Source organism: Streptomyces olivoverticillatus, from assembly GCF_014203555.1.
Classification (GTDB): Bacteria; Actinomycetota; Actinomycetes; order Streptomycetales; family Streptomycetaceae; genus Streptomyces; species Streptomyces olivoverticillatus.
This window is the reverse complement of sequence record NZ_JACHJH010000001.1, coordinates 353,009-372,092: the sequence shown is the minus strand read 5'-3', so window position 1 is coordinate 372,092 and position 19,084 is coordinate 353,009. Positions and strand designations below refer to the sequence as shown.

The 19,084-nt window shown below is 72.5% G+C and carries 11 protein-coding genes; 7 read left to right on the top strand and 4 right to left on the bottom strand.

Features of this window, described 5'->3' with window-relative positions:
• Positions 1-61: 61 nt before the first annotated feature.
• From FHS39_RS01660 to fxsT, 3 genes are read left to right on the top strand one after another with little or no spacing between them, the layout of a single operon-like run.
• Positions 62-334, top strand: coding sequence for a hypothetical protein (locus FHS39_RS01660; protein ID WP_184345939.1), 273 nt, complete (start codon positions 62-64; stop codon positions 332-334).
• A 26-nt stretch (positions 335-360) separates the two neighbouring features.
• Positions 361-1,674, top strand: coding sequence for an aKG-HExxH-type peptide beta-hydroxylase (locus FHS39_RS01655; protein WP_184345938.1), 1,314 nt, complete (start codon positions 361-363; stop codon positions 1,672-1,674).
• 60 nt (positions 1,675-1,734) lie between these two features.
• Positions 1,735-4,734, top strand: coding sequence for an FxSxx-COOH system tetratricopeptide repeat protein (gene fxsT / locus FHS39_RS01650; protein WP_184345937.1), 3,000 nt, complete (start codon positions 1,735-1,737; stop codon positions 4,732-4,734).
• A 113-nt stretch (positions 4,735-4,847) separates the two neighbouring features.
• On the opposite strand, the gene FHS39_RS01645 is transcribed toward fxsT, so the two are convergent.
• From FHS39_RS01645 to FHS39_RS01630, 4 genes are all read right to left on the bottom strand, one after another.
• On the bottom strand, positions 4,848-8,666 hold the full coding sequence (locus FHS39_RS01645) for a multifunctional oxoglutarate decarboxylase/oxoglutarate dehydrogenase thiamine pyrophosphate-binding subunit/dihydrolipoyllysine-residue succinyltransferase subunit (protein WP_184345936.1): 3,819 nt from the start codon (positions 8,664-8,666) through the stop codon (positions 4,848-4,850).
• A gap of 249 nt (positions 8,667-8,915) precedes the next feature.
• On the bottom strand, positions 8,916-10,019 hold the full coding sequence (locus FHS39_RS01640) for a HAMP domain-containing sensor histidine kinase (RefSeq protein WP_184345935.1): 1,104 nt from the start codon (positions 10,017-10,019) through the stop codon (positions 8,916-8,918).
• Positions 10,020-10,066: 47 nt separating this feature from the next.
• A complete protein-coding gene (locus tag FHS39_RS01635; RefSeq protein WP_184345934.1) occupies positions 10,067-10,804 on the bottom strand; it encodes a response regulator transcription factor in 738 nt (245 codons plus the stop codon).
• Between the two features lie 89 nt (positions 10,805-10,893).
• On the bottom strand, positions 10,894-11,610 hold the full coding sequence (locus FHS39_RS01630) for a spermidine synthase family protein (protein WP_184345933.1): 717 nt from the start codon (positions 11,608-11,610) through the stop codon (positions 10,894-10,896).
• 223 nt (positions 11,611-11,833) lie between these two features.
• On the opposite strand from FHS39_RS01630, the gene FHS39_RS01625 reads away from it, so the two are divergent.
• The 4 genes from FHS39_RS01625 (at position 11,834) to FHS39_RS01610 (ending at position 19,080) form a co-directional block, all read left to right on the top strand.
• Positions 11,834-12,661, top strand: a complete 828-nt coding sequence (locus FHS39_RS01625) for a rhomboid-like protein (RefSeq protein WP_184345932.1) — start codon at positions 11,834-11,836, stop codon at positions 12,659-12,661.
• A 111-nt stretch (positions 12,662-12,772) separates the two neighbouring features.
• Positions 12,773-15,169 (top strand): endopeptidase La, encoded by a 2,397-nt coding sequence (gene lon, locus FHS39_RS01620; RefSeq protein ID WP_184345931.1) that lies wholly within the window; start codon positions 12,773-12,775, stop codon positions 15,167-15,169.
• 39 nt (positions 15,170-15,208) lie between these two features.
• Complete coding sequence (locus tag FHS39_RS01615; RefSeq protein WP_184345930.1) at positions 15,209-16,087, top strand: MBL fold metallo-hydrolase; 879 nt, start codon at positions 15,209-15,211, stop codon at positions 16,085-16,087.
• Positions 16,088-16,269: 182 nt separating this feature from the next.
• Positions 16,270-19,080, top strand: coding sequence for a M4 family metallopeptidase (locus FHS39_RS01610; protein ID WP_184345929.1), 2,811 nt, complete (start codon positions 16,270-16,272; stop codon positions 19,078-19,080).
• Positions 19,081-19,084 lie beyond the last annotated feature (4 nt).

Genomic DNA, 19,084 nt, shown 5'->3' with positions numbered 1-19,084 from the left:
GAACCGTGCAGCCGCGCGGGCCGTTCCTGGCGGAAGGCTGCGCGGCAGGGAGGAGAAGAGGGTGCTCAAGCACACGAACACCGCTCCGGCCGGTCACCACGCCGACCCGGCGGAGGAATCCGGCCGCGCGGCGGCCACGCCACCACTGCCCGACCTCGGCTCTACGGACCTGCGGACCCTGCGCGCCACCCAGGACCCGGCCCTGGCGGCCGCGGTCGAAGGCGCCCTGCTGAACACCGCCTCGCTCGCCGACATCTGGTACTCGGGCGGCGGCGAGGCCGGCGCCCTGCGCGAAGCCGACCCGGCCGTCACCCGGCGGGATCCGGACAACTAGTGCCGCGCGCCGGAGGGAGGGACGGCATGACCGCGGAGCGCCCGGGCCCCGCGGCCCTGGCGCGCCTGGCGCGGACCCGGTCCGCCCCCGGCGACCGCACCCTGCTGCTGGACGCCGCCCACAGCCGCCGCCTGGTGCTGCTCAAGGCCCTGCTGACCCGCCTGGAGCGGCAGCCCGCCGCCGTCGGCCCCGGCACCCGGGAGCGCTTCGAGAGCCACTGGCGGCTGCTGGAGCGCACCGAGGCCCGCCACCCCGGCCCGGTCCGCGAGACCTTGGGCTACCCGTCCGTCGGGCACTGGCTCGCCCGCGCCCTGGCCGCCCCCGACGGCGAGGCCCTCGGCCGCCTTCTCGGCCACTTCGGCACCCTCGCCGCGGCCGCCGCCCTGCGCGCGGGCGAGGACTTCACGCTCCGCCTGGCCGCACCCGGCGGCGCCCTCGCGCTCCCCGGCATCGGGCTCGCGACCGGCTGCGCCGACGCCTTCCGGATCACCGCGCGGGGCCACACCGCCCGGCTGACCGCCGACGGGCGCGGCACCGGGCCCCTGCTGCGACGAGCCGGCGGCCGCATCCGGGGCACCGGCCCCGGCTGGCGGGGCCTGCACAGGCTGCCCGGCAGCGCCGCCTGCCTCGACGACCTCGACCCCTACCGCGCCCCGGCCGAGGGCGTGGGCCGCCGTTCGGTGCCCGCCGCCGCCAGGTCCGAGACCGCCGACGACCCCTGGCTGCCCCGCTGGCGCGCCGCTCTGAGCCTGCTGAGAACGGCCGACCCCGAGCGCGCCGCCGAGACCACCGCCCTGCTGCGCTCCCTCGTCCCGCTCGCCGGCGCGGATGCCGGCGGCGGCCCCGCCACCGCCATGAGCGCCACCTTCCGGGCCGCGCCCGGCGCGGTGCTCGCCACCCTGCCGGGAACCGCCGCCGACCTCGCCGACGTCCTCGTCCATGAAACCCAGCACAGCAAGCTGTCCGTGCTGCACGACCTAGTCCCGCTGTTCGAAGCCGGGCCGGAGGCGGCCTACCGGGTGGCCTGGCGAGCCGATCCCCGGCCCTTCGCGGGCGTCGTCCAGGGCACCTACGCCCACCTGGCCCTGGCCGACTTCTGGGCTCGCACGGCGCGGCTGCGGGCGCTCACGCCCACCGCACGGCGCGGTGCCGTGACGCGCCGTGACTCATACCGCCGACAGGTCGCGGAGGCGCTGCCCATCCTGCTTGAATCCAGTGAACTGACTCCCGCAGGCAGGGAGTTCGCGGTAGGCATGGAACGGCACCTCGCCGCTCTGGGGCGGGCAGGCGGGCTGCCGACGGTGATCGGCGGTGCGTCACCGCCTGGTGACGTACGGTAATCTTGCGGCCCGTCGGCCCTCCCGGCCGACGCGGGTACGAGGGACAAGGGAGACGTGCGCATGGCCACGCAGCGCCCATCGGCCGGGGACAGCCGGCACTTCGTCGTCGTCTTCGCCGGATTCCACCGGCCGTGGGCCACCTGGATCGCCCACCGCCTGGAGAGCCACGGCCAGAGCGTCCACCTGCACCGCTGGGACCCACCGCGCGAGGTCCCCCTGGAGACGGCCATCGGCGATCTGCTGCTGGCCCCCGGACGCCTCCTGCTCGTCCTCAGCGACTGGTTCTTCCAGCTCGGGCCCCGCCGCGAGGGGGAGTGGAGCGAGGCCCTGCGCGGCATCGTCGCCGCCAACGCCGACCGGTTCGCGGCCGTCAACCTCACCAACCGCGCCCTGCTGCCCGCCACCGTCGTCCTCAAGCCGGTCGACCTGTGGGGCATCGGCGCCCAGGAGGCCGAGCGCCGCCTGCTCACCCGCCTCGAACTGCCCACCGGGCCCGCCCGGCGCACGCTGCCCGCCGGCCCCGGCTCCCGCTACCCCAACGACCCCCCGGCCGTCTGGGGCGAGGTCCCCCGCCGCAACGTCCGCTTCACCGGCCGCGACGACCTCCTCAACCGCCTCCAGGAACACCTCACGGACGCCACCCAGGGCACCGCCGTCGTCGCCCTCCTGGGCATGTCCGGCATCGGCAAGACCCAGCTCGCCGCCGAATACGCCCACCGGTTCAGCTCCGACTACGACGTCATCTGGTGGGTCAACTCCGACACCCGCGGCACCCAGCGCGAACGCCTGGGCGAGCTCGCCCCCGAGCTCGGCCTGCCCAGCGGCTCCGAGCCCGGCGAGCGCATCCGTGCCGTCCAGGAGGCGCTGCGCCGCGGTGATCCGTACGCCCGCTGGCTGCTCATCTTCGACGGCTGGGACGACATCGAGGGCGGCGTCGACCTGCTGCCCGAAGGCCCCGGACACGTACTGATCACCTCCCGCAACCGCAGCTGGAGCGAGTGCGGCATCACCTTGCTCGAAGTCCCCGGCTTCGACCGCGGGGAGAGCACCAGCTACCTGATGCGCCGTGCGCCCCGCATCACCGCCGAGCAGGCCGACGAGGTGGCCGCCGAGCTCGGCGACATCCCCCTCGCGCTCGTCCAGGCCGCCGCCTGGCTCGGCGAGTCCGACATGGACGTCGCCGAATACCTGCGCATGGTGCGCGACGGAGAGCTGTCCGGCCTCGCGGACCAGGGCGACTTCGACGGTGTGCCGCGCTCCTCCCTCACCTCCTGGTCGATACTGATCAACCGGCTGCGCGAGGCCCAGCCCCACGCCGTGGAGCTGCTGTCCCTGTGCGCCTCCTTCGCCCCCGGCCGGATCCCCATCGGCCTCGTCCGCCACCTGCCCGCCGCCGACCTGCCTGAGAGCCTCACCTGGCTCGCCACCGACCTGCCCAGCTGGACCAGGGCCCTGGACACCCTCGTCAACTACTCCGTCTTCACCCGCGACTCCCGCACCACTGTCACCGGCGACGACCCCGGCCCCGAGCAGGAATCCGTGCACATGCACCGGATCGTCCATGACATCGTCGGCCGCCTCACCTCGGCCGAGGAGCGCAAGCTGCACCGCCGCGTGGTGCGCCGCATGCTCGCCGCCGCCGACCCCGGCAACCCCCAGGACAGCCGCCTGTGGCCCCGCTACGCCGAGCTGCTGCCCCACCTGGAGCCCTCCGGCGCCCTCGTCAGCAGCGACGCTCGGGTCCAGGAGACCGTGCTCAACCTGCTGCGCTACTGCCACCGCAGCGGAGAGTTCCGCGTCGGCGTGGAGCTCGCCGAACAGGTCCGCGAGCACTGGTCGGAGATGTTCCCGCCCGAGCACCCGCGGATGCTCGACCTCGCCAACCAGCAGGGCAACATCCTGCGCTCCTACGGCCACTTCCGCCCCGCCTACGAACTCGACCGCGAGCTCCTCGAACGGCTGCGCACCGCCTCCGGCGTCGACGGCACCGCCCTGATGACTGCCACCAGCTGCCTCGCCGCCGACCTGCGCTACCTCGGCCAGTACTCCGAAGCCCTCCAGATCCAGCGCGAGGTCCTGGAGTCCGCCCTCGAACTCCTCGGCCCCGACGACTACGCCACCCTCCTCGCCCAGCACAACCTGGGTGTGAGCCTGCGGCTGCTCGGCCGCTACGCCGAGGCCTACGACATCGACCTCGAAACCCTGCGCAAACGCGAGACGCAGCTGCGCGCCCGGCACGCGGCCACCCTCGTCTCCGGCATCGCCTGCGCCCGCGACCTGCGCCTGATGGGCCGCTACCGCGACGCGCTGGCCCGCCAGGAGCTCGGCATGCGGCTGCACATCCAGGTCCTCGGCCCCCAGCACCCGCAGACCCTGCGCGCCCGGCACAACCTCGCTCTGTGCGAGCGCCGGGCCGGCGTCCTGCAGAACATGGGCGAGATGATGGCCAGCCTGCTGGAACAGATGGAACAGGTCCACGGCCGCAAGCACTACGCCACCGTCGGCCTCGTCGTCGACTACGGCAACTTCGCCCGCGAACACGGCGACCTCGACCACGCCAAGGACCTCATCGCCGAGGGCGAGAGCGCCTTCCGCGAACTCCTCGGCCCCGCACACCCCATCAGCACCGGCATGCTCTCCAACACCGGCCTGGTCCTGCAGGCCGCCGGGGAGCGGGCCGAGGCCCTCACCATGTTCGAGGCCGCTTACGCCGGCCTGTCCGCCACCCTCGGCGAGGACCACCCCTGGGTGCTGGGCTGCGCCCTCAACGCCGCGGCCGGCCGCAACTTCGCCGGCCGCCTCGACAGCGCCCAGGAGCTCAGCCGCGGCACCCTGCGCCGGGCCCGGCGCGCGCTGGGCGAGGACCACCCGTTCACCCTGTCCTGCGAGGTGGCCCTGGCCATGGACCTACGGGGCCTGCGCGAGCACGAGGAGGCGGGCAAGGTCGAGGAGGACGCCCTCCAGCGCTTCACCCGCACCCTGGGCGCCCAGCACCCCCACACGGTCTCGGCCCGCCACCGGGTGCGCCCGTACTGGGACTTCGAGCCGTACATCGGCTGAATTCCAGCCCGTCCGGCGATTGAGGACCGGGGGCCGGGGCGGAGCCCCGAAAAACGACGGGGGGCCCGCACCGAAATCGGTGCGGGCCCCCTCACAACCGGGCCGGACGGCCACTACGCGTCGAAGACCTCCGCGACCAGCGCAGCCTGCTCCGCCTGGTGCCGCTTGGCCGAGCCGACCGCCGGGGAGGAGGAGTGCGGCCGGGAGATCCGGCGCAGCCGCTCCGCCGCCGGGACGTCGGCGCCGACCGCCAGGTCCAGGTGGTCGATCAGGTTGAGCGCGATGAACGGCCACGCACCCTGGTTCGCCGGCTCTTCCTGTGCCCACAGGTACTTCTCGGCGTTCGGGTACTTGGCGATCTCCGCCTGGAGCTCCGCACCCGGCAGCGGGTACAGGCGCTCGATGCGGACGATCGCGGTGTCCATGGCGCCGCGCTTGACCCGCTCGGCCTCCAGGTCGTAGTAGACCTTGCCGGAGCAGAAGACGACCTTGCGCACGTCATTGGCGTTGACGGTGGCGTCGCCGATGACCGGGCGGAACTCGCCGCTGGTGAACTCTTCCGCCTTGGACGCCGCGGACTTCAGACGCAGCATCGACTTCGGGGTGAAGATGATGAGCGGCTTGTGGTGCGGGTTGTGGACCTGCCAGCGCAGCAGGTGGAAGTAGTTCGACGGCAGCGTCGGCATGGCGACCGTCATGTTGTTCTGCGCGCACAGCTGGAGGAAGCGCTCGACGCGGGCCGAGGAGTGGTCCGGGCCCTGGCCCTCGTAGCCGTGCGGCAGCAGCAGCGTGACGCCGGAGGTCTGGCCCCACTTCTGCTCGGAGGAGGAGATGAACTCGTCCACGATGCTCTGGGCGCCGTTGACGAAGTCGCCGAACTGCGCCTCCCACATCACCAGCGCGTCCGGGCGGGCCAGCGAGTAGCCGTACTCGAAGCCCATCGCCGCGTACTCGCTGAGCAGCGAGTCGTAGACGTTGAAGCGCGCCTGGTCGTCGGAGAGGTAGAGCAGCGGGGTGTAGTCCTCGCCGGTCTCCCGGTCCACCAGCACCGCGTGGCGCTGGCCGAAGGTGCCGCGGCGGGAGTCCTGGCCCGCCAGGCGCACCGGGGTGCCCTCCATCAGCAGCGAGCCGAAGGCGATGGTCTCGCCCATGCCCCAGTCGATGGTGCCGTCCTCGATGCTGGCGGCGCGGCGCTGCAGCTGCGGCACCAGGCGCGGGTGCACCGTGACGTTCTCCGGCGTGGTGACCTGCGACTCGGCGATCCGCTTGAGGACCTCCTGGGAGATCGCGGTGTTCACCGCGACCGGGAAGCCGTCCTGCGGCGCGGCCGGGACCTCGGCGGGGGCGGGGGTCGTGTCGGCGTCCCGGACCTCGACGAAGACCTTCTCCAGCTGGCCCTGGTAGTCCTGCAGGGCCTGCTCGGCCTCTTCCAGGGTGATGTCGCCGCGGCCGATGAGCGACTCGGTGTAGAGCTTGCGCACCGAGCGCTTCTTGTCGATCAGGTCGTACATCAGCGGCTGGGTGAACGAGGGGTTGTCCGACTCGTTGTGGCCCCGGCGGCGGTAGCAGATCAGGTCGATGACGACGTCCTTGTTGAACGCCTGGCGGAACTCGAAGGCGAGCCGCGCGACGCGGACCACGGCCTCCGGGTCGTCACCGTTCACGTGGAAGATCGGCGCCTCGATCATCCGGGCGACGTCGGTGCAGTACATCGACGAGCGCGAGGACTCCGGCGGCGCGGTGAAGCCGACCTGGTTGTTGATGACGATGTGCACGGTGCCGCCGGTGCGGTAGCCGCGCAGCTGCGACATGTTGAGCGTCTCGGCCACCACGCCCTGGCCCGCGAAGGCCGCGTCGCCGTGGAGCTGGATCGGCAGGACGGTGAAGTCCGTGCCGGCCTTGCCGATGATGTCCTGCTTGGCACGGGAGATGCCCTCGACGACCGGGTCGACCGTCTCCAGGTGGGAGGGGTTGGCGGCCAGCGAGACCTTGATCTGCTCGCCGTCCAGGCCGGTGAAGGTGCCCTGGGCGCCCAGGTGGTACTTCACGTCGCCGGAGCCGTGCATCGACTTCGGGTCGAGGTTGCCCTCGAACTCGCGGAAGATCTGCGCGTAGGACTTGCCGACGATGTTGGCCAGCACGTTCAGGCGGCCACGGTGGGCCATGCCGATGACGGCCTCGTCCAGGCGGGACTCGGCGGCCGCGTCCAGCACGGCGTCCAGCAGCGGAATGACGGACTCGCCGCCCTCCAGGGAGAACCGCTTCTGGCCGACGTACTTCGTCTGCAGGAAGGTCTCGAAGGCCTCCGCCGCGTTCAGGCGGCGCAGGATCCGCAGCTGCTCCTCGCGCTCCGGCTTGGCGTGCGGGCGCTCGACGCGGTCCTGGATCCACTTGCGCTGCTTGGGGTCCTGGATGTGCATGAACTCGATGCCGGTGGTGCGGCAGTACGAGTCGCGCAGCACGCCGAGGATGTCGCGCAGCTTCATCATCGACTTGCCCGCGAAACCGCCGACCGCGAACTCGCGCTCGAGGTCCCACAGGGTCAGCCCGTGCTCGGTGATGTCGAGGTCGGGGTGCTTGCGCTGGCGGTACTCCAGCGGGTCGGTGTCGGCCATGACGTGGCCGCGGACCCGGTAGGAGTGGATCAGCTCGAAGACGCGGGCGGCCTTGGTGACGTCGTCGTCGTGCGAGGCGTCGATGTCCTTGAGCCAGCGGACCGGCTCGTAGGGGATCCGCAGCGACTCGAAGATCTCGTCGTAGAAGCCGTTCTCGCCCAGCAGCAGCTGGTGCATGATCCGCAGGAACTCGCCGGAGGCGGCACCCTGGATGACCCGGTGGTCGTAGGTCGAGGTCAGGGTCATGACCTTCGAGATGCCCATCTTGTTCAGGGCGTCCTGCGACGTGCCCTGGAACTCGGCGGGGTAGTCCATGGCACCCACGCCGATGATGAGGCCCTGGCCGGGCATCAGGCGCGGCACGGAGTGCACGGTGCCGATGCCGCCGGGGTTCGTCAGCGAGGCGGTGACCCCGGTGAAGTCGTCCATCGTCAGCTTGCCGACGCGGGCGCGGCGGACGATGTCCTCGTAGGCCTGCCAGAACTCGAAGAAGTTCAGGGTCTCGGCCTTCTTGATGGCCGCGACCACGAGCTGGCGGTCGCCGCTCGGCTTCACCAGGTCGATCGCCAGGCCCAGGTTGACGTGCTCGGGCTTGACGAGGGTCGGCTTGCCGTCCCGCTCCGTGAAGGAGTGGTTCATCGACGGCATCAGCTTCAGCGCCTGCACCATGGCGTAGCCGATGAGGTGCGTGAAGGAGACCTTGCCACCCCGGGCGCGCTTGAGGTGGTTGTTGATGACGATGCGCTGGTCGAACAGCAGCTTCACCGGAACGGCGCGGACGGACGTGGCCGTCGGCAGCTCCAGCGAGGCGTTCATGTTCTTCGCGACGGCGGCCGAGGGGCCGCGCAGCACCTGGTACTCCGCGCCGGTCGCGGGCTCGGCCGGCTTGGCCGGTGCGGGCTTGGCGACGGCGGGCTTCGTCGGGGCGACGGCCGGGGCGGCCTGCGCGGGCTTCGCCACCGGCGCGGCGGGCGCGGCCGGAGCGGGCGCCGGGGCCACGGGCGCAGCCGCAGCAGCGGGCGCGACCGGAGCAGCCGGGGCCGCGGGCGCGGCCGGCGCGGCGGGGGCCGGGGCGGCGGGGGCCGGGGCGGCCTGCGGAGCCGTGCCCTCGATCACCGCCTTCGGCGGAGTGGTGCCCGGCTTGTAGTCGGCGAAGAAGTCCCACCAGGCACGATCAACCGAATTCGGGTCCTGGAGGTACTGCTGGTAGATCTCGTCGACGAGCCACTCATTGGGACCGAACACGTCAGCAGGGCTCTTGCCCTGCCCGTCTTGATCGGTCGAGATGCTCGAGTTACTGGGGGACTGTGGCGACACGGCGGCAACCGCCCTCTTCCGCTTCACAAGGTGGTGGACAGCGGGAATAAAGGCTACGCCTGTCCGGACCCCTGATGCAGGCCACCCGGGCCAGCCGTAGCCTAAGTCACACTCACCGCGGGGTTTCGGGGCATGACAGGGCGGGAAAACCCGGGGGTTCTGATTGGTTCAGGTTCTCCGGGATTTCCTGGGTAAGCGGCATCCTGCCCCACATCCGGGTGAATGTGTGCTCCCACCACCGACCCTACGTCAGGTCGCCTCCCGCGGCCCGCCCGGAAGAGTGACCCGGATGCGGCACCCCCGCGGGGACTCGGCCACGCCGATGCTCCCGCCGTGCAGGTCCACCGCCCAGCGGGCGATCGCCAGCCCCAGGCCCGTACCGCCGTCGCTGCCCGGCCCCTGGCCCTGCTTTCCGGTGCAGCCGCGGTTGAAGCGCTCGAAGACCCGGTGCCGCTCGGACTCCGGGATGCCGGGCCCCTCGTCCACCACCTCCAGCGCCAGCGACTGGGCGCCCTCGCCGCGCCGGGCCCGCACGGTCACCCGGCCGTGCGGGGGACTGTGCTTGACGGCGTTGTCCACCAGATTGGCCACCACCTGGTGCAGCCGTTCGGCGTCGGCGTGCGCCGTCAGCTCCGGCGGCGAGACGTCCAGGTGCAGGTGGACGTCCTTGCGGGCGCGCGGCGAGGAGCCGCTGGCGCAGGCCATCCCGGCCTCCTTGAGCACCCCGGCCAGATACGGCCACACCTCGAAGCGCCGGGCGTGCAGCGGCACCACCCCGTTGTCCAGCCGCGACAGGTCCAGCAGCTGCTCCACCAGGCGGCCCAGCCGCTCGGTCTGGCGCAGCGCGGTGCGCATCGTCTCCGGGTCGGCCGCCGAGACCCCGTCCACCACGTTCTCCAGCACGCCCCGCAGCCCGGCGATCGGGGTGCGCAGCTCGTGCGAGACGTTGGCGACCAGCTCCTTGCGGTGGGTGTCCACCGCCGCCAGGTCGGCCGCCATGCGGTTGAACGCGTCCGCCAGGTCGCCGAACTCGTCGCGCCGCCCCACCCGCACCCGCCGGCTGTAGTCGCCCCGGGCCATCGCCCGGGTGACCGCGGTCATCTCGTCCAGCGGCGCGGTCAGGCCGTGCGCCACGAACTGGGTGATCAGCAGCGAAGCGATGATCGAGAAGACGGTGATCACCCGGATCTCGGTCGCCGAGTGGATGGCGACGAAGACCAGGAACGTGGTGATCACCACCGACCCGACCACGAGCGCGCCCAGCGCGGCCTTGACCGACCGGTACGGATCCAGCGGCCGCAGCGCCTCCCACACCCGGCTCCCCAGCCCGGGGCCGGGCCCTTCCCTGCTCATGCGGTGTCTTCACTCATTCGCTTCTCCGCCCGCCGTGCGTGCGTCGCTCATGCCGCGGGTGTCTCCAGCGCGTACCCCACGCCGTGCACCGTACGGATCCGCTCCGCGCCGATCTTCCGGCGCAGCGCCTTGATGTGGCTGTCCACCGTCCGGGTGCCGGAGGCGTCCGCCCAGTCCCACACCTCCGCCAGGAGCTGCTCGCGGGAGAGGACCGCGCGCGGGGTGTTGGCCAGGCACACCAGCAGGTCGAATTCGGTGGGCGTCAGATGCACGTCACCGCCGCGCACCCGCACCCTGCGCTGCGCGTGGTCGATCTCCAGCTCGCCCAGGCGCAGGATGCCGCTGCGCGGGGTGTGGGCGGCGAGCGTCGCCCGCTCCACCCGTCTCAGCAGCACGTGCACCCGCGCCGCCAGCTCCCGCATGGAGAACGGCTTGGTCATGTAGTCGTCCGCGCCGACGCCGAGCCCGACCAGCATGTCGGTCTCGTCGTCGCGGGCAGTGAGCATCAGCACGGGCACCGGCCGCTGCGCCTGCACCCGGCGGCAGACCTCCAGCCCGTCGAAGCCGGGCAGCATGATGTCCAGGACCAGCAGGTCCGGCTGCCACGCCTCCGCCGTGTCGACGGCCGCGGGCCCGTCGCCCGCCGTGCGTACCTGAAAGCCCTCGGCCCGCAGCCGGGCCGCGATGGCGTCGGTGATCGTCCGGTCGTCCTCGACGACCAGCACCCGGCGCTGTGCCCCGGCAGCGGCCGCGGCGCCGTTCGGGCCGATGTGTGTGTGCTCCATGCGCCCCGCCCCTAGCGTCTTCCCGTGCCCTGGTTCCTGCCAGCCCTGCAGCTGTGGAAGGCAGGGTACGGGCACCCGGGCGGGCGCGGCTACGCGGCGCGTACCGCGAGGTGAACGACGTCCGGGACGCCTCGGGCAACGGTGATCTCTTTGGTTTTTACCCCGGCGAATCCGGCATTCCGGAGGGCTTCCTCGAAGGGGGCGGAGGGCTGTGCGGACCACACGGCGAGCACCCCGCCGGGCGTGAGCCGCTCCCGGCAGGCGGCCAGCCCGGCGGGGGAGTAGAGGCCGTCGTTGTCCTCGGTGACGGTCCAGTCGGGCCCGTTGTCGATGTCCAGGCACAAGGCGTCGTAGACGGCATCCGCCGTGTACACATGGGCGACGAGGTCGGTGTGCAGGATCTCGGTGCGCGGGTCGGCGAGCGCCTCGCCCGAGATCGCCGACAGCGGTCCGGTGCGGTGCCAGTCGATGACCGCCTGCTCCCGCTCGACGACGGCGATCCGGCCCCAGCGCGGCTCGGCGGCCGCCCGGGCCAGGGAGAAGCCCACCCCCAGCCCGCCGATCAGCACGGACGGGGCCGGGCGCGCGGCCGGCAGCGCGGCGAGCGCGGCGTCCACCAGCAGCCGCTCGGAGCGGCCGTCGGCGGTGTCCATCAGGAAGCAGCCGTTGGCGATGATCTCGTAGACGGCCGGGTCCGCCCCTCTGCGCCGGAGCACGACCTCCCCGTACGGGCCTTCGCGGCGCTCCACGGTGACGGGCGGCTCGTCGCCGCCGCGAGGGCTTAAATCGAGGTACGGGACGGTCATGCGGGCCCTGCCTTCCTGCACGGTTCGGTACTGCACATAGGAACCCGGCCGACGCGGCCGGGCGTCAAGAAGTCGACAACGGTGACGGGAGTCACGGCCAGAGGTTGATCCGGCGCCCGGCTGTGCACCTTAATGTTCCTAGCGCGGGCGGCGGTTGGACCGCTCCCGGACAGCAGGCTGCTCCCTGACAGCAGGAAGTGCCCGGCGAAAGGGGCCCGGCCGAGTGACCGCGGTTGACGCCGACCCGAGTGCGGCCCCCCGGCGGCCGCGATGGCGCCGCGCCCGCTCCGCCCTCGGCCGCGCCGCCCGGCTGCTGCCCACCCCGCTCGGCACGCCCTTCACCTTCTGCTACGGCCTGATCCTGCTGGGCACCGCCGTCTACGCGGACTTCGGCGACCAGGCCACCGTCCATCAGCTGTTGCGCGAGTCCAGCACGGACGCCGCGCACCTGGCCGACCAGCCGCTGCTGGTGCTGATCGCCAGCGCCCTGTGGGTCGCGGGCGGCCTCTACTCGGTGTACGGGCTCGCCTTCGGGCTGGTGGTGAGCGCCCTGGAGCGGCGGGTCGGGGCGGCGCGCACGGCCGGGGTCTTCCTGGTGGGGCACGTCCTGGCCACGCTCGCCACCGAGCTGCCGGTGGCGGGCGCCGTGGCCGCGGGGCGGCTGCCGGAGGCCTCGCTGCACCGGCTCGACTACGGCATCAGTTTCGGCCTGATGGCCTGCGTGGGCGCCCTGGCCGGGCTGCTGCGGCCGGCGGCGAAGTGGACGCTGCTGGGTGTGGCCGGTGCCATGTGCGCCCGGGACCTCACCGAGCTCGTGGACCCGCTCTCCAGCTGGGGCCACCCCATCGCCCTGCTGACGGGGATCGCCTGCCGGTCGCTGCTGCGCGATGAGGAGCGCCCGCCGGGGCCGGGGCCGTCGGCGTCTGCGGAAGAGCCGGTGGCCGTGCCGACCGTGCCCACCGTGCCCGTACCGACCGTGCCGGCTCCCCGGGTGCCGGAGCAGCGCACCGAGGCCGCCCCCGTCGCGCCGGGCGCCGTCCGCGATCGTTGATCGCTCACAGCGAACGCAGAGCCGGGAACATCAGACCCTCCCCGGGCATTGAACAGGCACTGGCTCAGCCTTGAGTCGGCTGCGCTCAATTTGCCTGCCGAAGGGGAGATCATGGCTTCGACGTCCACACCGCTCACCCTGCCCGTGCTGCCGCTCGACGACGAGGTGGTGCTGCCCGGCATGGTCGTACCGCTGGACCTGACCGACGCGGAGGTCCGGGCGGCCGTCGAGGCGGCCCAGGCAGCGGCCTCCGGCGGCGCCAAGCCGCGCGTGCTGCTGGTGCCCCGGGTCGATGGGACGTACGCCGGGGTCGGCGCGCTGGGCACGGTCGAGCAGGTGGGCCGGCTTTCCGACGGCGACCCGGGCGCGCTCATCCGCGGCGTGCAGCGCGTGCGCATCGGGGCCGGTACGACGGGGCCCGGCGCCGCGCTGTGGGTCGAGGGCAGCCGGATGGAGGAGATCACTCCGGACCCGCTGCCCGGTGCGGTCAAGGAGCTGATGAAGGAGTACAAGGCGCTGGCCACCAGCTGGCTGCGCAAGCGCGGCGCCTGGCAGGTCGTCGACCGCGTCCAGCAGATCGAGGACGTCTCCCAGCTCGCCGACAATTCCGGCTACTCGCCCTTCCTCACCGTGGCCCAGCGCGTCGAGCTCCTGGAGACCGCCGACCCCGTCGCGCGGCTCAAGCTCGCCGTGAAGTGGCTCGGCGACCACCTCGCCGAGCAGGACGTCGCCGAGTCCATCGCCAAGGACGTCCAGGAAGGTGTCGACAAGCAGCAGCGCGAGTTCCTGCTCCGCCGCCAGCTGGAGGCCGTCCGCAAGGAGCTCGCCGAGCTGGGCGGCGGCCCGGAGAGCGAGACCGAGGACTACCGCGCCCGCGTCGAGGCCGCCGACCTGCCTTCGACGGTCCGCGAGGCGGCGCTCACGGAGGTCGGCAAGCTGGAGCGCGCCTCCGACCAGAGCCCCGAGAGCGGCTGGATCCGCACCTGGCTGGACACGGTCCTGGAGCTGCCCTGGAACGAGCGCACCGAGGACGCCTACGACATCCCCGGCGCCAAGGCCGTGCTCGATGCGGACCACGCGGGCCTGGAGGACGTCAAGGAACGGATCATCGAGTACCTGGCGGTGCGCAAGCGGCGCGCCGACCGGGGGCTGGGTGTGGTCGGCGGGCGGCGCGGGGGCGCGGTGTTGGCGCTCGTCGGCCCGCCCGGCGTGGGCAAGACTTCCCTCGGTGAATCGGTCGCCCGCGCCATGGGCCGCAAGTTCGTCCGGGTCGCGCTCGGCGGCGTCCGCGACGAGGCGGAGATCCGCGGCCACCGGCGCACGTACGTCGGCGCGCTGCCCGGCCGCATCGTCCGGGCGGTCAAGGAAGCCGGCTCGATGAACCCGGTCGTCCTGCTCGACGAGATCGACAAGGTCGGCTCCGACTTCCGCGGCGACCCGGCCGCGGCCCTGCTGGAAGTCCTCGACCCCGCACAGAACCACACCTTCCGGGACCACTACCTGGAGGTCGAACTCGACCTGAGCGACGTGGTCTTCCTCGCCACCGCCAACGTCCTGGAGGCCATCCCCGAGGCGCTGCTGGACCGCATGGAGCTGGTCCGCCTCGACGGCTACACCGAGGACGAGAAGGTCGTCATCGCCCGCGACCACCTGCTGCGCCGCCAGCTGGAGCGGGCCGGCCTGGAGCCGGGCGAGGTCCGGCTGGAGGACGGCGCCCTGCGCAGGCTCGCCGGCGAGTACACCCGCGAGGCCGGCGTACGGAACCTGGAGCGCGCCATCGCCCGGCTGCTGCGCAAGGTCGCGGCCAAGCACGAACTCGGCGAGCAGGAGCTCCCCTTCACCATCGGCGCGGACCAGCTGCGTCCGCTGATCGGGCGGCCGCACCACACGCCGGAGTCCGCGCAGGACCCCGCCGAGCGGCGCACCGCCGTCCCCGGCGTGGCCACGGGTCTCGCGGTCACGGGGGCGGGGGGTGACGTGCTGTTCGTCGAGGCGTCCCTCGCCGATCCGGAGACCGGCGGCGCGGGCCTGACCCTCACCGGCCAGCTCGGCGATGTGATGAAGGAGTCCGCGCAGATCGCCCTGTCCTTCCTCCGCTCCCACGGCGCCGAACTGGAACTGCCGGTCGGCGACTTCAAGGAGCGCGGCGTCCATCTGCACGTCCCGGCGGGCGCGGTCCCGAAGGACGGCCCCAGCGCCGGCATCACCATGACCACGGCCCTGGCCTCCCTCCTGTCCGGCCGCCAGGTCCGCCCGGACGTGGCGATGACGGGCGAAGTGTCGCTGACGGGGCGGGTGCTGCCGATCGGCGGCGTGAAGCAGAAGCTGCTCGCCGCGCACCGGGCAGGCGTCAGCACGGTGATCATCCCCAAGCGGAACGAGCCGGATCTGGACGATGTCCCGGCGGAGGTGCTGGAGAAGCTGGACGTCCACGCCGTCTCGGACGTCCGCCAGGTCCTGGAGCTGGCGCTGACGCCGGCGACGGCGGAGGTGGCGGTCGCCGCATAGGCGGGGAATGCGGGGACCTGACGGGGTGTTGGCTGCAACATGACCAACTCGGTATCCCGCCTGATCCGCCCGTCGGATCTCCGCTCCCTGCACCTCGGCGACACCAAGGTCACGTTCGTGCCGGACGGTGCCGCCCAGATCTCGCCGCGCGGCTGGTTTCCCACCACCACCGACGAGGACTGGGCGGCCCACCCCGAATACCTCGACGACTCGGGCTATCTGGTGGGCAGCGTCGGCGGCTTGCTGGTGGAGCACGGTGACCGTGCCCTCCTGATCGACGTGGGCTTCGGCCCCCAGCCCCGCCCGGCCGTGCCGGGCGGCCGCCTCGGCGAGATATCCGGCGGCGCCATGCTGGACAGCCTCGCCCGGCTCGGCCGCACCCCGGCCGACATCGAAGCGGTCGCCTTCACCCATCTCCACATCGACCACATCGGCTGGGCCTGGCTGCCCGTCCCGGGCACCGGCACCCTCGCCTTCGCCCACGCCGACCACCTGGTGGCCGAACCGGAGTGGACGCACCGTCACCTCCTGGAGCAGCACGGCATCACCAAGGAGATGACGGCGCTGATGGAGCCCAAGGTCCGCACCGTGGCGGAAGGCGAGGAGATCTTCCCCGGCGTCCACGTCATGCTCACCCCCGGCCACACCACGGGCCACGCCGCGTACGTCGTCACGGGCGGCGGCCGGCGCCTGATCGCCTTCGGCGACGCGATGCACTCCCCGGTCCAGGCGGACCGCCCCGAATGGCCGGCGGCCGTCGACCACGACCCGGAGGAGGCCGCGGTCTTCCGCCGCCGCCTGGTCGAGGAGATGTCCGAGCCGAACACGCTCGGCTTCGGCGCCCACTTCGCGGACGTGGTCTTCGGCCGCGTACGGACCGACGGCGAAGGCCCGGCCTGGGAGCCCGTCGACGCCTGACCCGCGCCGTGCCGCACGGTCCCCCCACGGGGGTGGGGGACCGCGCGGCACGGGCCGCGCACAGCCACCCGCTACCCGGCCGAAAGTCGCCCCCCGGACCGTACGCACCATTGATCCCCCGCCGTCTCACGGCTTGCATATGCCGCGACCGCAATACATGGCACGTACGGAGGGGGAACTCCTTGCGTAAGCCCAGAGCACGTTCCGCGAGATCCGCCGGCAGAACTTCCGGCATAGCAGGGGCGGCAGCGCTGATCGGTGCTGCCGCCCTTGTCGTGTCCGCGGTGCCGGCGCAGGCGGTGTCCGGTGGGGGCGACCCCGTCGAGGTGATTCCGGGGAAGGGAACCTCCACCCCTTCCCTGGTCGACGGCATCCGTGAGGGCGCGAAGGCCACCGGCAGCGCCGCCGACGCCGCCCGTGGGCACCTCGCCGACAAGAAGAGCCGCTACCGCATCGCCGATCCCGGCCGCGACCTCAAGCCCGTGCAGACCGTCAGCACCGGCACCTCCGAGACCGTCCGGCTCCAGCAGAAGCACCGCGGCGTCGACGTCCTGGGCGGACAGTACGTCGTCCGGATGGAGAAGAAGGACGGCAAGCGCGTCGTCACCGGCACCTCCGGCAAGTACTTCACCGCCCTGAAGGCCGACACCAAGGCCGACGTCGGCGAAGACCTCGCCGTGCGCCGCGCCGTGGCCGCGACCGCCGCGCAGCTCGGCGGGAAGCGGCTGGCGAAGCCGGAGCAGGACGCGAAGGCGCCCGCGCTGACCGGCACCGCCCGCGGCCTGGTCGTCCTCCCCCGGGGAGCGGGGGTGCTCACGCAGCACGTCACCGTCCGCGGCACCGACCCGGCCACCGGCGAGCCCGTGCTGCGCGAGGTGTACGTCGACGCCAAGGCCGGATATCCGGTGCTGCAGTACAGCGGGATCAAGACCTTCGGCGCCCCCAAGTCCGCCAAGTCCGCGCAAGCGGCGAAGGCGAAGGCCGCGGGCGGCGACGAGGGCCACCACCCCGGCGTCGCCGGCTCCGGCGTCAAGTACGACGGCACCACCGTCGAGCTCGGCCTGTTCTTCGACACCGCGCGCGGCGAGTACATCATGCGCGACCACGCACGGATGTGGGACACCAGCAAGAACCTCATCAGCACCTGGGACGCCCGCGGCAAGGACGTCGGCGAGGCGTCGGGCCGCTGGCCGGACGGCATCAAGGAGTTCGGCTCGCCGAACCCCGCCTTCGGCAAGGACGCCACCGAGGCGGGCGCGGTCGACGCGCACTGGGCCGCCGGCAAGGTGTACGACTACTACCGCAAGGTCCACGGCCGCGACGGCCTCGACGGCCGCGGCGGGACGATCAACTCCCTGGTGGGCGTGACCTACTTCGGGCTGCCGTACGTCAACGCCTTCTGGGACGGCACCAAGATGGTGTACGGCGGCGGCGACAAGGAGTACAAGACGCTCTCCGCCGACCTGGACGTCGTCGGCCACGAGATGACGCACGGCGTCGTGGAGAACACGGCGAACCTGGTCTACGCCGGCCAGTCGGGCGCCATGAACGAGGCCCTCGCCGACTACTTCGGCAACGCCATCGCCGTGGACGCCAAGGGCATGTCCATGGACGACCCGGAGGCGGGCCTGCTCGGCGGCGACCTGTGCCGGACGAAGTCCCGCCGGGAGTGCGCCCTGCGCGACCTCAACGACGGCGCGACGACCTCCAAGAACTTCCTCGGCGTCGGCTTCGGCACCGACAACGGCGGCGTCCACCTGAACTCCACCATCTTCTCGGGCGCCCTGTGGGACATCCGCGAGGATCTCGGCCGCACCCTGGCCGACCGGATCGCCTACAAGGCGCTCACCCAGTACATGACCCCGCTCGACGGCTTCACCGAGGGCCGCAACGCGGTGCTCGCCGCCGCGAGGGACCTCAAGGTCTCCGCCAAGGAACTGAACACCGTCAAGCGCTCCTTCAACGCCCACGGCATCGTCCCCAACTGGGAGGAGGCCCTCGGCGTCGACAGTGACCAGCTGCTCGGCAAGCTCAACACCGCGGGCTCCGGCGTGGGCGCGGGCGGCGGCTGGTGGGCCACCAGCAAGTCCAACGACGACGGCACCGAGGCGTACTCCATCTGGGCCGGGCGCACGGACGGCTCGGGCGCACCCAAGCTGATCAGCCCCAATGACGGCCGCTACCACGTGAACCCGGCGACCGACGGGAAGACCGTGGTGTGGGCGGCGTACGGGACGGCCGGGGTGGACGTGCTCTCCCGGCCGCTGGCCGGCGGACCGGTCAAGAAGCTCTACAGCACGAGTACGGACGACATCGCCGGGCTGCGCGTCGAGGGCGCGGTGACGGTCTTCGAGAAGATGAACCTGTTCGGCGGCCGCCATGTGGGTTACCTCAAGGCGGGCGACAAGGAGCCGACGTGGGTCGACGGCGGCGGCGCGGACGTGGGCTCGGCCCTGCCGTCCCTCTCGGGCGGCCGGATCGCCTACGCGAAGGCCTACCAGCAGGACGGCTCCTTCACGACGGGCGTGGAGGTGCTGGACCTCAAGGACGGCAAGAAGACCCTGATGAAGCAGCTGGGCACGGTGCAGGGCATCGGCCAGACGGGCATCACGAGCCGGTACGTCTTCTGGCTGGCCGACGAGGTGCTGGACCAGGGGCAGGCGGCGGTGCGCCGCGCCGGCCTCGACGGCTCGGATGTGGTGGACATCCGCAAGGAGACCGGCGAGGGCGCCCTCATTCCGGTCGGTCTGACGGCCTCCGAGACGGCGGTGACGGTCACTTCGCAGCTGCCGGACACCAAGTACCGCAACGAGACCATGTCCAAGCTGTGGCAGCTCTCCACGGACGGCTCCGTGGCGGGCCGGGTCTCCTGCAACCGCGGTGAGCAGGTCTCGGCCGCGGCGGCCGGGGACCGCCGGGTGGTGTGGATCGACGGCACCACCGGCTCCACCGACCTGGTCACCCGCAACCGCCCGGCGGGCAACTGCGGCTGATCCC

What these genes read in the sequence shown, in the direction of transcription:
- FHS39_RS01630 (WP_184345933.1), bottom strand. Translation starts at nt 11,610, where the DNA reads ATGACCGTCCCGTACCTCGATTTAAGCCCTCGCGGCGGCGACGAGCCG.
- FHS39_RS01635 (WP_184345934.1), bottom strand. Translation starts at nt 10,804, where the DNA reads ATGGAGCACACACACATCGGCCCGAACGGCGCCGCGGCCGCTGCCGGG.
- FHS39_RS01640 (WP_184345935.1), bottom strand. Translation starts at nt 10,019, where the DNA reads ATGAGCAGGGAAGGGCCCGGCCCCGGGCTGGGGAGCCGGGTGTGGGAG.
- lon (WP_184345931.1), top strand. Translation starts at nt 12,773, where the DNA reads ATGGCTTCGACGTCCACACCGCTCACCCTGCCCGTGCTGCCGCTCGAC.
- FHS39_RS01655 (WP_184345938.1), top strand. Translation starts at nt 361, where the DNA reads ATGACCGCGGAGCGCCCGGGCCCCGCGGCCCTGGCGCGCCTGGCGCGG.
- FHS39_RS01615 (WP_184345930.1), top strand. Translation starts at nt 15,209, where the DNA reads ATGACCAACTCGGTATCCCGCCTGATCCGCCCGTCGGATCTCCGCTCC.
- fxsT (WP_184345937.1), top strand. Translation starts at nt 1,735, where the DNA reads ATGGCCACGCAGCGCCCATCGGCCGGGGACAGCCGGCACTTCGTCGTC.